The organism is Agromyces sp. Y575, from assembly GCF_059445445.1.
In genome coordinates, this window is the sequence record NZ_JCAIUI010000004.1 from 34,753 (window position 1) to 46,820 (window position 12,068).

Consider the following 12,068-nt stretch of genomic DNA (forward strand, 5'->3'; position numbering starts at 1 on the left):
GGAGCCAGGGGGACGAGGGGCCCGTTGCGGGTTCCGCGGAGGGGGCTGGGCCATGCATGTACCCGATGGATTCCTGGACATACCGGTGTCGATCGCGACCGGAGTCGTTGCGGCGGGGGCGATCGGAATCGCACTCACGCGGGCACGCAGGGAGATCGTCGACGATCGCAAGGCCCCGATGGTGGGCATCGTCGCGACCGTCGTCTTCGCAGCGCAGATGATCAACTTCCCGGTCGGCGCCGGCACGAGCGGACACCTCATGGGCGGGGCGCTCGCCGCCGTGCTCGTCGGCCCATGGACGGGAGTGCTCTGTCTCAGCGTCGTACTCATCGTGCAGGCATTCCTCTTCGCCGATGGCGGCATCACGGCGCTCGGCACGAACATCACGCTCATGGGAGTGGTGACCGTGGCCGTCGGCTGGGGGGTGTTCCGCCTCATGATGCTGGTGCTGCCCGGCCGGCGATGGTCGGTCGCCGCCGCCGCGGGTCTCGGCGCCCTCGTCTCGGTTCCCGCGGCCGCTGCGGTGTTCGTCGGCCTGTTCGCGATCGGCGGCAACGTCGACGTGCCGCTCGGCGCCGTGTTCGGGGCGATGGTGGGTTGGCACACCGTCATCGGGTTGGGCGAAGCCGTGATCACGACGCTCATCGTCTCGGCTGTTCTGGCCACTCGCCCCGACCTCGTCTATGGTGCCCGATTCGCGCGTGCTGACGGTCGACCACTCGATCGGGTCACCTCTCCGAAGGGGGCGCCCGTATGAGCGGGCGCCGCATCTCCACTCGAGCGTTCACGATCGGCGCGGTCGCGTTCGCCGTGCTGCTGGCATGCATCGTGAGCCTGTGGGCCTCGAGTCACCCCGACGGCCTCGAGTTCGTCGCCGAGTCGAACGGATTCCTCGGCGCCGCCGAGGACAGCGCCACCACCGGCAGCGCGCTCGCCGACTACGGCGTCGCGGGCATCACCAACCCCTGGCTGTCGGTCGCGATCGCGGGCGCGGTCGGCTGCGCGGTCACCTTCGCCCTGGCCTGGCTGATCGGGCGGGCGTCGAAGCGACGTGCCGACTGACGTGGCCACTCCCACCGGCGTGGAATGGGGCTATCTGAACGGCAGCTCCCCGCTCCACCGAGCGACCGCACGCAGCAAGGTGCTCGCACTCATCGGCTTCGCCCTCATCGTGGTGGCGACCCCACGCGAGTGGTTCGCCGCGTTCGCCGTCTACGCCGGGGTGCTCACCGCGCTCGCCATCAGGGCACGGATCCCAGCCGGGTTCATCGCGCGGAAGCTCGTCTTCGAGGTGCCATTCGTGGTGTTCGCGCTGCTGATGCCGTTCATCGCGACCGGGCCGCGTGTCGAGATGCTCGGCCTGTCACTCTCGATCGGGGGGCTCTGGGGGGCATGGGCGCTGCTCGTGAAGGCCACCCTGGCGCTCCTCGCCTCCACCGTGCTGATCGCGACGACACCGCCGCGCAAGGTGATCCAGGCGTTCGAGCAACTGCGCCTTCCCCGTGCGCTGACCTCGATCATGGGGTTCATGCTGCGCTACCTCGACCTCATCATCGAAGAAGGGCGGCGCATGCGCACCGCACGGCTCTCGCGCGGCTTCGAGGCGACCGGCCCGGGGTCGTGGAAGGTCATCGCGCGCGGCGTCGGCAGTGGTTTCGTTCGGGCGCACGGCCGGGGCGAACGCGTGCACCTCGCGATGCTCGCCCGCGGCGGGGAGGGCGAGGCGTGAGTGCGATCTCGGTTCGCGGTCTCAGCTTCGCCTACCCCGACGGCACCGAGGTGCTGCGCGGCGTCGACCTCGAGGTCGAACCGCACGAACGCGTCGCCGTGCTCGGCCCGAACGGGGCGGGTAAGACGACCCTCATGCTGCACCTGAACGGCATCCACGCTGCACAGTCGGGTTCGGTCTCGATCGGCGGCCTCCCGATCGACCGCACCACGGTGCGCGAGGTGCGCCGGCGCGTCGGTCTCGTATTCCAGGATCCGGACGACCAGCTTTTCATGCCGTCCATCGGCGATGACGTCGCCTTCGGCCCGGCGAACTACGGCGTCACCGGCCCCGATCTCGAGATGAGGGTCGCCGCTGCGCTCGAGCGGGTGGGCCTCGCCGATCTCGCCGAGCGGGCGCCGCAGCACCTGTCGCTCGGCCAACGCCGGCGAGCCGCGATCGCCACGATCCTGTCGATGGACGTCGACGTCGTCGTGCTCGACGAGCCCACGTCGAACCTCGACCCCACGGCGCGGCGCGAACTGTCGACCGCGCTCGACGCGCTCTCGTCGACGATCCTCGTGGTAACGCACGATCTGCCCTACGCCCTCGAGCTGTGCCCCCGCGCCGTGATCCTCGACGGCGGCAGGATCATCGCGGACGGACCGACGAGAGAGATCATGGCCGATGCCGCGAGCATGGCCGCGCATGGCCTCGAGCTGCCGTACGGCTTCGACCCGACGGTCGCGCCGCCGCGGGCCTGACCGGTCGCGCTCTTGGGCGGATTCGCGTACGCGAACTGGGCGGCACCCAAGTGGCGCGCGACGAAGGCCCGCAAGGCGAAGCTCGTCTCCTCACTCATGGACGACGGCGAACTCTTCAGCGAGGCGCTCACGGCCGACGATATCCGGGGGCTGCTCGGCGGGTGAGCCGCATCGAGCAGATCTGAAGAAGCGGCCGCGAAGGCGGGCGAATAGCGTCACTGTCATGAACACACTCAAGACTCAGACGCTCATCGATTCGGTCACGCTCGAAGTCGCCGACGTCCCCGCCGCCGAGCGCATTCTCGCCGCCTTCGGACTCGGCACTCACGTACGCGTTCGCGCCTCGGATGCCCCGAGCACCGGGTTCCGCGGATTCACGCTGTCACTCATCGTGGCGCAGCCCTCCACCGTCACCAGCCTCTTCGAAGCAGCACTCGCCGCCGGCGCCACGACGCTGAAGCCCGTCGAGAAGTCCATGTGGGGCTACGGCGGCAGTCTCCAAGCCCCCGACGGAACGATCTGGAAGGTCGCGACGTCGGCGAAGAAGGACACCGGCCCGGCGACCCGGCAGATCGACCAGATCGCGCTGCTCCTGGCGGCCGAAGACGTGGCCGTGAGCAAGCGGTTCTACGTCGATCACGGCTTCACCGTCGGTAAGAGCTTCGGCAGCTACGTCGAGTTCGCCTCACCGGCCAGCGCCATCAAGCTGGGGCTCTACAAGCGCCGCGCCCTCGCCAAGGACGCCGGCGTCTCCCCCGACGGCACCGGCTCCCACCAGATCGCGATCGGCAGCGACGCCGGGCCGTTCACCGACCCCGACGGCTTCGTCTGGGAGGTCGCCTCGGTGTGAGCCAGCACTGCCAGCGTAAGAGAAACGATGCAGGTTGGAACGTCGAACATTCAGTGCTCGTGGCTGGACAAGGTCAGTCCGGCTTCACGTTGACGGAGGTCGGCGCGCTTCGAGGTGGCACAGGACGCGAGCCTTCTGAGGCTCGCCCTCGGGATTCATGAGCCGCGATCGCCAACTGCACACGGTTGTCGAGTGCGAGCTTCGCGAGCGAACTCGAGATGTGCGTCTTGACGCTGCCCATCGAGAGAAAGAGTCGCTGGGCGACCTCGGCATTGCTGAGACCGTCGGCGACGGCGAGCGCGACCTCGCGCTCGCGGGCAGTGAGCGGATCGAGTGGATCGATGGTGTCTGCACTCTCGCTCGCGACATGATCGATAAGCTGCCGCAGCACTCCGGGGGAGACAGTCGCTTCCCCGATCGCTGCCGCGCGGATGGCTGTCACGATGTGTTCGGGAGCGGTGTGTTTCAACAGGAACCCGGATGCTCCGTGGCGCAGGGCCTCAAGCACGACACTGTCGGTGTTGAAAGTCGTCAACATGATGATCGCGGGCTGCTCTCCCGGTCGCGAGCGGAGCTCTCGCAGGGCTGTGACACCATCCATTCGCGCCATTCGCACATCGAGAAGCACGACATCCGGGGCATACAGTGTCACCGCATCGCAGAGCTCGTCGCCATCCGAGGCCGAACCGACGACCTCGAGGGCGGGCGCGCCTCCGAGCAACAGTCGCAGGCCCGTGATGACGAGAGGATCGTCGTCGACGAGAAGTATCCGGATCGTCATCGTGGCACCGCCGGAAGGGTAGCGACGAGAGTGAAGCTGCCATCGGCCACTCCGGTCTCGAACGCGCCTCCGTCGATACGCACCCGTTCGTCGAGACCGACAAGCCCATTCCCGTGGGTCGCGACTTCGGTGCTCGTCGTGCCAGGCGGCAGAGGATTGGCCACGGTGACGATGACTGCATCGTCACGCTGCTCCACGCGAACAGACACTACCGCCAAGGTGGAGTGCTTGCGGGCGTTCGTCAACGCCTCCTGCACGACACGGAAGACCGTGCGCTCGGTGCTCTCCCGCACCTGACCGAGTTCGACGTCGCTCACGAATTCGACACGCTGTCCCGCCTCGTGAGCGTCCTGGATGAGTCCAGGCAGATCAGAGAGCCGGGGCTGCGGCATGCCAGTGCCGAAGGCATCATCGCTGCGCAGGAGCCCGAGAAGCTCGCGGAGATCCTCAACAGCCTCACTCGCATTGTGACGGATGACCCCGGTCGCCTCCCGGATCTCCTCGGGAGTCAGCGGTGTCGGCGAAGTGGCGCGGTATTCCAACGCCCCCGCGTGAACGGAGAGCAGTGACATCCGGTGCGCGAGAACATCGTGCATCTCTCTGGCGATGCGATCGCGTTCGTCGCGACGAGTTCGCGCGAGCTTGTCCTCATAACGCTGCCGATCGCGCACCCCTGTCTCCCGAAGGTTCACTATCAGCTGCCGACGGGCTCGTCCCAGTAAACCGATACAGAGGCTCAGCGAGTAGATGAGCGGGATGACGACGACCCACACCTCGCCCGGCAGCCCGGGCATCGGAGCAACAGCGTGGTAAGGGAGCGCGGTGACGATGTGCACGATCGTGATGGACACGGCGAGCCAAAGCCTGCCCAGCAGCCCCATGCGGTACACGGAAACCAACACTGGAACCGCGGAAGTGATCGCCAGTGCCCCTGGAACGATCATGATCGCCCCGATGGTGAGTGGGTAGCGCCTCGTCCACCAGATCAGGAGGCACGCGATCATCCCCATTACCCAGTCGAACGGCCACCACGAGTCGGAGATCTGGGGGTTGGTCATGGGCCGTCCGCTGAGATACCAGTTGACCAGAGCGATACCAAAGAAGACACTGTCTGTGACCCATTCGCCGGCCGTGCGATGGGCCGCCGGCGACAGTGCGCGAGCGAACGATCGCAGCAAGCGGCGCGCGCTTATGGCGTTGGGCATGATCCGATTCTAGGAACCGTCGTCGATTCTGCGCCGGGCCGCTGCTCACGAATGGCCATTCGGTCGCGATCGTAGCCAGATGGCTGATCCGCCGGGTGCGTCACCGATCCACGATGGAATCATGGATGCGACAACCACACCCCCGGGGACGCCAGCGCTCGAGTTCCGAGGACTACGGCGGGAGTTCGGTGACAAACTCGCCGTGAGCGATTTCGACCTGAGCGTGCCTGCCGGGTCGTTCTTTGGCATGGTCGGACCGAACGGCGCGGGCAAGACCACCGCGCTCTCGATGGCGGTGGGCCTGCTCAGGCCGTCGGCCGGGCAGGCCTTCGTGAGTGGAGTGGATGTCTGGGCAGATCCGGTCGAAGCGAAGCGGCGACTCGGGGTGCTTCCGGATGGCCTCGCCCTACCGGAGCGGCTTACGGGTGGGGAACTGCTCACCTACTGGGGGCGGTTCAGGGGCATCCCGAAAGACATCGTCGCTTCTCGCACCGAGGAGCTGCTGCGCCTCCTCGAACTTCAGGAGGCCGAACAACTCGGCACCCTCGTCGGTGAGTACTCGACCGGCATGCGCAAGAAGATCGGGCTCGCGACGGCTCTTCTGCACACGCCCAAGGTGCTCGTGCTCGACGAGCCCTACGAGGCCGTCGACCCGATCAGCGCGCGAGTGCTGACCCGTATCCTGCGGCGGTTTACGGCGACCGGGGGCTCGGTGATCATCTCGAGTCACGTTATGGCTCTCGTCGAACAGCTCTGCGACCGTGTGGCGATCGTTGCGCGCGGCCAGGTCGTCGCGAAAGGCACCCTGGACGAGGTGCGCGCAGGTTCGACGCTCGAGGATCGCTTTGTCGAACTCGTCGGGGCATCCGACTTCGAAGAGGAGGAGCTGTCATGGATCGGGGGATGATTTCACTCAAGTTCGCGATGCTGCGCAACTCCTCGGCGGGACTGCGCAAGGCAGGGTGGGTGATCGGTGCTCTGTTCGTCATCGGAACCTGGGAGGTTGCCGTCTTCGCGGCAAACGACGAGGCGCGCCACTCCGCGCTGACCCTCACCCTGTTGATCTGGGCGGTCGGAGGCATGTTTGGCCCCGTCATGATGAGTGGTGCAGGAGTACTGAGACCGGACTTCTTCTCGCTGCTCCCGATCTCGCGCGCGGCTCTTGGCAGGTCATTGCTTGTCACCGTGTTCGTCGGAGTCGCGTCGGCATACGTTCTCCTGGCGATGCTCTCGCCTGCCTGGCATGCTTGGCAGCTCGCTCCCGCCACCATTCCGCTGGCGATTGTCGGAGGCATCCTGACCTGGATCTTCGTCATCACCCTGTCGCGGCTGACCTACGGGCTTCTGGGAGCCGCCATGCAGTCGAAGCTGGGGATTGAGATCGCCGGAGTGCAGTTCGGGGTGATGTTCGCTGGAATGTTTGCGGGCTGGATCGTTGTCGCTGCGGCCATCCAAACGGTCCCGCAGCTCCTCACGAGCGGCCTCCCGGACGGTCCGATCACGGCAGTCATCGACGCGGTTCCCACCTCCTGGGGGGTTCTCGCGATCGAGTCCGCCGCGGACGGGAACCTCGTGCAAGCCCTCCTTCTGCTCGGTGCATTGCTGCTGGTGGATGCCGTGATGATCGTCGCGACGATTGCGCTGCTCGTTCCGCGTTCGCAGCGCACAGCTCGACGACGCGGTCGAGCGCGATCGACACGGCTTGTCGGCGGCGGTGGGCTTCTGCCCGCGACCCCGACCGGAGCGGTGGTCATGAAGGAGATCCGCCAGTGGCGTCGGGACCCGTGGCGCGCGCTCGAGTCGAGCACGGGGCTCTGGACCGGGGCCATGATCGGCCTGTTCTCGCTCGTGGGTGGCTACACGGCACCCGCGGCACCGTTCGCCGGTGTCATCGTGGCCGTCATGCTCGGTGTAGCGGGCTGCAATCTCTACGGTCAGGATGGAACGGCCGTCTGGCAGAACATCGTCGGCGAGAGTCGCGGCTCCGTGCGAGCGGATGTTCGGGGGCGCCAATGGGCCATGGCACTCATCTTTCTTCCCCGCGCGCTTATCGTCTCGGTGATATTCATCGCGATCAGCCAGGCGTGGTGGGCTATCCCCTTCGTGATCGCGTCGATTCCCGTCGCGATCGGAGCCGGCACGGGTGCCGCAGTGCTGACCTCCGCGATCGGGGTCTCGCCCGGTGTCGACCCTCGTCGCAGGAGCGGACCGAACGATGCGAACGGCAACATTGCTGTGCACTTCTGGGTGGTTCTCACCGCCATGGCTATCGTCATGGTCCCGACAGTTGGCGCGATCATCTGGGCCGCCGGAAGCGGGTCGATGGCAATCGCGGTGGTCGCCGCCGTCATCGGTATCGCCAACGGCTTCTTCGCGGCCTGGCTGCTCGGGCGGATCGCCATCGGCTTTCTGTCCACCCGCATGGTCGACGTGTTCAGCCGCATCCGGTATGGCCGCATCTTCCGGGATGCCGGGTCCGGCGTGCTGGGCTGGATCGAGTCGAGCACCCTCCAGGGGGAGCAGGAGATGCTCGCCGCCAAGCAGAAGGAACGGGACCGCAAGATCGCGAAGGCGAGCGCGCAGTAAGTTCAGCACGAACGTCGAACATTCAGTGCCCCTGGAGGGATTCGAACCCCCAACCTGCTCCTTAGGACGGAGTTGCTCTTCCATTGAGCTACAGAGGCTGGCCGCATCAGAGTCTACCCGGCCCGCGGTAGCGTGTTCAGCGGCGCGCGTGCGCCTTGGCGAACAGCGGCGGGGCCGCAGAATGGGGGCGGCATGAGCGAGTCGACGGGCACGAGGTTCTGGGTGGGCGCTTCGACGACCGGCATGCTGGGGTCGGCGGCACGAGGCATCCGGCCGCTGGATGTCGCGGCCGACGGCCGGGCGACGCTCGGCGAACCCGTCGACGTGGGTCCGAACCCCATGTACCTCGCCCTCTCCCCCGCGACCGGCGTGCTCGGCATCGTGCACGAGCTCACCGACGGCCTCGTCTCGACGTGGATGCTCGAAAGCGACGGCCCCGTGCCGTTCGGCCGGCCGGGAGCCACTGGCGTCGCGGGCCCCTGCCATCTCGCCTTCGACGAGTCGGGCGGCCTCATCTTCGTCGCGAACTACTCGGGCGCCCGGCTCTCGGTGCACCAGGCGACGTGGGATGCCGCGGCAGACGTCGTCGTCGCTGCCGACTTCACCGGCACGGGCCCGAATCACGATCGGCAGCAGTCGTCGCACCCGCACCAGGCCGTGCTCGACTCGGTGCGCGACCACCTGCTCGTACCGGATCTCGGCACCGACCGCATCCGCGTGCTCGGCCTCGGCGGGCTTCCCACGAGCCTCGAGCACGACAACGCCGACGACATCGTGCTGCACGCCGGCGCCGGCCCCCGCCATCTCGTCATCGACGGCGACCTCGCGATCACCGCGAACGAACTCGACCGCACTGCGAGCATCATCGACCTCGTCGCGGGTCGTGAGGTGGCGTGGTTCTCGATCGGCGACGACGTCGAGCCAAGAGGCCTCGGTTGCTCGGCGATCCGGTTGACGCGCGGCGGCATCGTGCTCATCGGCGACCGCGACGCCGACGCGCTGCGCGCGTTGCGCTTCGATGCAGCGGCGCACACCCTCGAGCTCGTGGCGACGGTGAAGACCGGCGGGCGGCATCCGCGCGACCTGAACGTGACCCACGACGAGCGATTCGCGCTCGTCGCCGATCAGGGTTCGGACTCGATCGCGGTGATCGCGCTTGACGCGAGGGGCGTGCCGACCGAGGTCGTCGGTGTCGTCAAGACGCCGGCGCCGGCGTGCTTGGCTCGGGTGTAGGTCTCGATACGGCCCTGGCGGGCCTACTCGACCAGCGGAGCGACGGCCCTGGCGGGCCCTACTCGACCAGCGGAGCGACGGCCCTGGCGGGCCTCCTCGACCAGCGGAAGGAGTCAGGCCGGCGGGTACAGGTACAGGGCCTCGCTGATCTGGATCGTGCGCCGATGGTACGAGTGGTCGGAGTTCTGGTTGTACTCCTCGATGTTCACGGTGCCGTCGCCATTGACCGACTGCACGTAAGCCACATGGTTGTAGGGGAACCAGGCGACCGCGCCGACGACGGGTTCGCTCGAGGTCGGCCAGCCGCGGCTCGCCCACTCGTCGGCCCATGCATAGGCGCTACCCGACGCAAGGTTGCTCCAGTCCCACTTCCAGGGGGCACTCGTCACGCCGGCATCGCGATTCATGCGCCAGGCGACGAAGTCGACGCACTCGCGGAAGAAGTACCGCAGCGGCGACAGCCCTCCGCCGTAGTCGTCGGGCGTCTGGTCCCACCAGGGGTAGTCGTCGCCCTCGGCCTTGACCGTGTAGACCGCGTACTCGCCGGTGCCGCGCGAAGCGAGGTTCGCCGCCCACGCCGCCTTGTCGAGAGCCTCCTGATCGACGCGAGCCGCCTCGATCTCGGCCTTCGTCGTGACCGCATACGAATCGCCCGAGAGCGGTGCGCCACTCGCGAGCGAGGAGACCTCGATGTCTTGTGCCTCGGCCTTCGACAGGCTGAAGGTTCCGGATGTACCGAACGTCTCACCGCCCGGCATGAATGCGTATGCCGGCAGTGCCACGGTGCCCACGATCGCGGGCACCACGAGCACGGTCGCGAAGACGCGCATCGGCCCGTTGCGGCGAGTGGTGCGCGGAGCATGAGCCACGGCTTTCGCGACGTCGGCGGCCGGAGTCGAACGATTCGTTTGCACTGCGACGGATGCCGCGGCATCCGTTCTGCCCTGACTCCGCCGTTTCGGCGCCTTGGCGGCGCTTCGTCGCGCTCGACCGCGGTCGGCCGACCGACGCACTGAGCGGGGGCGCTCGTGTGCGTCGTTCGTCTCGTCACCGTTCAACAGCTGGACCTCCGGGCACCGTGTCGAGGCCGCAATGCAGCCTGGTTACGGAGTGGCTTCTCGGGTAGCGGCGACCTGTGGGCCGCCGGACTCGTACCACAATAGGGCACGTGGCGTGCCTTTGTCACGACTCGATCACGCGGCTGTCGCGAGGTATTCGTCCCACTGCGGCAGTGGGCGCTCGAAGCCGCGGGCCGCCCAGCCTCGCCCATTGGGCCGGCCCGGCCTGATGCGCAGCTCCCAGCCCATTTCGGCGGGAGTACGGTCGCTCTTCGTGTTGTTGCAGCGCAGGCAGCAGGCGACGAGATTCTCCCACGTGTCCCGGCCACCTCGCGATCGAGGCAGCACATGGTCGATCGTTGCGGCGGATCTGCCGCAGTAGGCGCAACGGTGATCATCGCGGCGCAGCACGCCTCGCCGGCTCACCGGCGCCTGGTTCGCGCGTGGGGCACGCACGTACCGGGTGAGCAGGATGACGCTCGGCCGTTGCCACGAACCGCTCGCCGCGCACACGGGGTTGCCCTCTTCGTGCTGGATGACGGTGGCCTTGTGGTTCATGACGAGGAGCAGCGCCCGCTTGAAGGAGACGATGGCGAGGGGCTCATAGCCCGCGTTGAGCACGAGTGTGCGCATGGAGTGCCTTTCGATCGGTGCTGGATGGCTTCCAGCCGCGTGAACGGTTCGGCGTTCCGAGAAAGTGGTCGGGTCGGGTCTGCACCGCCGGAACTCGGCGGATCGAACTGCCCGGAGAACAGAGAACGGGCACCGTCGTGGTGACAGTGCCCGTCGGAGCGTTCGCCCAGTTCGTGCTCGATTGACTACTGCGCCGTTGGTCGACGGACGCGCGCGCACCCGCGGAATGGATGCTGCGCGACTTGACCAACGGCTTCCCCTGCCCGGTTTTCTCGGATCGTCAGGGTTTCAGGTTAGAACACGAATGGCGCACCGGGAACTTCCGGCGCGCCATTCACGTGTCGAGTCACGCGATGTTCAACGATCAGATGCCGATGCGAACGATGTAGTAGTCGCTCGACCAGATGGGCTGAACACGAACGGATGCCCCTTCGTAGGGCGCGTGCAAGATCATGCCGTTGCCCGCGTAGAAACCGTCGTGGCCCGGCATGATGACGAGGTCGCCGGGCTGCGCGTCGGCCTCGGAGATGCGGGTGCCCATGGCGCCCTGACCGTTCGAGGAGTGGGGCATGCCGACGCCGAACTGCGCATACACGTACATCACGAAGCCCGAGCAGTCGAAGCCGGCCGGGGTCGCGCCGCCGTACACGTACGGCGTGCCGATGTACTGCGTCGCGACGTTGTAGACGCTCGCGAGGTCGAAGGTCGGGTACGGCGGGTTGGCGAGGAAATCGCCGACCGACGGGCCGGAGTACGACTCGGCGTACGAGGTCATCGCCGTCTCTGCCGCGACACGGGCCGCCTCGGCCTCTGCTGCGGCCTGCGCGGCAGCCTGGATCTCGGCGCCCGAGACTGCGGCGTAGCCGTCTTTCGTCATGGGCGCGGCGATGACGTCATCGGTCACCTCGACGGACTGCGCCTGCGCCTTCGTGAGCTTCGTCTCATCGGTCTGGGCGAACTGAGGGCCGCCGCTGCCCGGAGCGAACGCGTACGCCGGAATGGCGAGCGTGCCCACGATGCCGGCAGCGACCGTCATGACGAGCACGTTCGCAAGCCGGCCGCGACGCAGCCGACGAGTCGACGGCAACCTCGACGCGGCGACGCGGGCCGCCGCATCCGGCTGTGGAGCGGCAGGGGAAACGGGAGGCTTCGAGGCGATGACCGCCTTCGTAGCGGCCCCGCGAGCGTGGTTGCTGGTGAACCGACGCCGAGAGAATCGAGCCAAAATGTGTACCTCCGTCGCCTCTCGA

14 protein-coding genes and 1 tRNA gene are annotated in these 12,068 nt (G+C 67.4%); 9 read left to right on the forward strand and 6 right to left on the reverse strand.

The features are described 5' to 3' along the window. The first annotated feature begins 52 nt into the window (after positions 1-52). Genes AC1C2U_RS16115 through AC1C2U_RS16140 form a run of 6 tightly spaced genes read left to right on the forward strand, consistent with a single transcriptional unit; the run spans position 53 to position 3,322 of the window. Positions 53-757: an energy-coupling factor ABC transporter permease gene (locus tag AC1C2U_RS16115; RefSeq protein WP_495362794.1), complete on the forward strand. Its 705-nt coding sequence runs from the start codon at positions 53-55 to the stop codon at positions 755-757. Continuing rightward, complete coding sequence (locus tag AC1C2U_RS16120; protein WP_495362795.1) at positions 754-1,062, forward strand: PDGLE domain-containing protein; 309 nt, start codon at positions 754-756, stop codon at positions 1,060-1,062. Before AC1C2U_RS16115 ends, AC1C2U_RS16120 begins: the two co-directional genes overlap by 4 nt. A gap of 1 nt (position 1,063) precedes the next feature. Then, entirely contained in the window at positions 1,064-1,729 is a 666-nt protein-coding gene (cbiQ, locus tag AC1C2U_RS16125) for a cobalt ECF transporter T component CbiQ (RefSeq protein ID WP_495362796.1), read from the forward strand. After that, the gene (locus AC1C2U_RS16130) at positions 1,726-2,472 is read left to right on the forward strand and encodes an energy-coupling factor ABC transporter ATP-binding protein (RefSeq protein ID WP_495362797.1); all 747 of its coding nucleotides are present in this window, start codon (positions 1,726-1,728) and stop codon (positions 2,470-2,472) included. Before cbiQ ends, AC1C2U_RS16130 begins: the two co-directional genes overlap by 4 nt. A 12-nt stretch (positions 2,473-2,484) precedes the next feature. Further along, a complete protein-coding gene (locus AC1C2U_RS16135; protein ID WP_495362798.1) occupies positions 2,485-2,637 on the forward strand; it encodes a hypothetical protein in 153 nt (50 codons plus the stop codon). Positions 2,638-2,695: 58 nt separating this feature from the next. After that, on the forward strand, positions 2,696-3,322 hold the full coding sequence (locus AC1C2U_RS16140) for a VOC family protein (RefSeq protein ID WP_495362799.1): 627 nt from the start codon (positions 2,696-2,698) through the stop codon (positions 3,320-3,322). A 73-nt stretch (positions 3,323-3,395) separates the two neighbouring features. Here the strand turns inward: AC1C2U_RS16140 and AC1C2U_RS16145 are convergent, their stop codons facing one another. Both AC1C2U_RS16145 and AC1C2U_RS16150 read right to left on the reverse strand, forming a co-directional pair. Then, positions 3,396-4,103 (reverse strand): response regulator, encoded by a 708-nt coding sequence (locus AC1C2U_RS16145; protein WP_495362800.1) that lies wholly within the window; start codon positions 4,101-4,103, stop codon positions 3,396-3,398. After that, the gene (locus AC1C2U_RS16150) at positions 4,100-5,308 is read right to left on the reverse strand and encodes a sensor histidine kinase (RefSeq protein ID WP_495362801.1); all 1,209 of its coding nucleotides are present in this window, start codon (positions 5,306-5,308) and stop codon (positions 4,100-4,102) included. Before AC1C2U_RS16150 ends, AC1C2U_RS16145 begins: the two co-directional genes overlap by 4 nt. Positions 5,309-5,429: 121 nt before the next feature. On the opposite strand from AC1C2U_RS16150, the gene AC1C2U_RS16155 reads away from it, so the two are divergent. Both AC1C2U_RS16155 and AC1C2U_RS16160 read left to right on the forward strand, forming a co-directional pair. Continuing rightward, a complete protein-coding gene (locus tag AC1C2U_RS16155) occupies positions 5,430-6,215 on the forward strand; it encodes an ABC transporter ATP-binding protein (protein ID WP_495362802.1) in 786 nt (261 codons plus the stop codon). Beyond that, entirely contained in the window at positions 6,212-7,894 is a 1,683-nt protein-coding gene (locus tag AC1C2U_RS16160; RefSeq protein ID WP_495362803.1) for a hypothetical protein, read from the forward strand. The genes AC1C2U_RS16155 and AC1C2U_RS16160 overlap by 4 nt, the downstream gene beginning before the upstream one ends. A gap of 26 nt (positions 7,895-7,920) precedes the next feature. Here the strand turns inward: AC1C2U_RS16160 and AC1C2U_RS16165 are convergent. Then, positions 7,921-7,992, reverse strand: a tRNA-Arg gene (locus tag AC1C2U_RS16165). A gap of 94 nt (positions 7,993-8,086) precedes the next feature. Here AC1C2U_RS16165 and AC1C2U_RS16170 point away from each other — a divergent pair. Beyond that, entirely contained in the window at positions 8,087-9,127 is a 1,041-nt protein-coding gene (locus tag AC1C2U_RS16170; protein WP_495362804.1) for a lactonase family protein, read from the forward strand. 113 nt (positions 9,128-9,240) lie between these two features. On the opposite strand, the gene AC1C2U_RS16175 is transcribed toward AC1C2U_RS16170, so the two are convergent. From AC1C2U_RS16175 to AC1C2U_RS16185, 3 genes are all read right to left on the reverse strand, one after another. Next, entirely contained in the window at positions 9,241-10,185 is a 945-nt protein-coding gene (locus tag AC1C2U_RS16175; protein WP_495362805.1) for a CHAP domain-containing protein, read from the reverse strand. Between the two features lie 135 nt (positions 10,186-10,320). Then, positions 10,321-10,818 carry an HNH endonuclease gene (locus AC1C2U_RS16180; RefSeq protein WP_495362806.1) on the reverse strand — a complete coding sequence of 166 codons (498 nt, stop codon included), beginning with the start codon at positions 10,816-10,818 and terminating at the stop codon, positions 10,321-10,323. Between the two features lie 364 nt (positions 10,819-11,182). Continuing rightward, positions 11,183-11,854 (reverse strand): C40 family peptidase, encoded by a 672-nt coding sequence (locus AC1C2U_RS16185; protein ID WP_495362807.1) that lies wholly within the window; start codon positions 11,852-11,854, stop codon positions 11,183-11,185. Between the last annotated feature and the right edge of the window lie 214 nt (positions 11,855-12,068).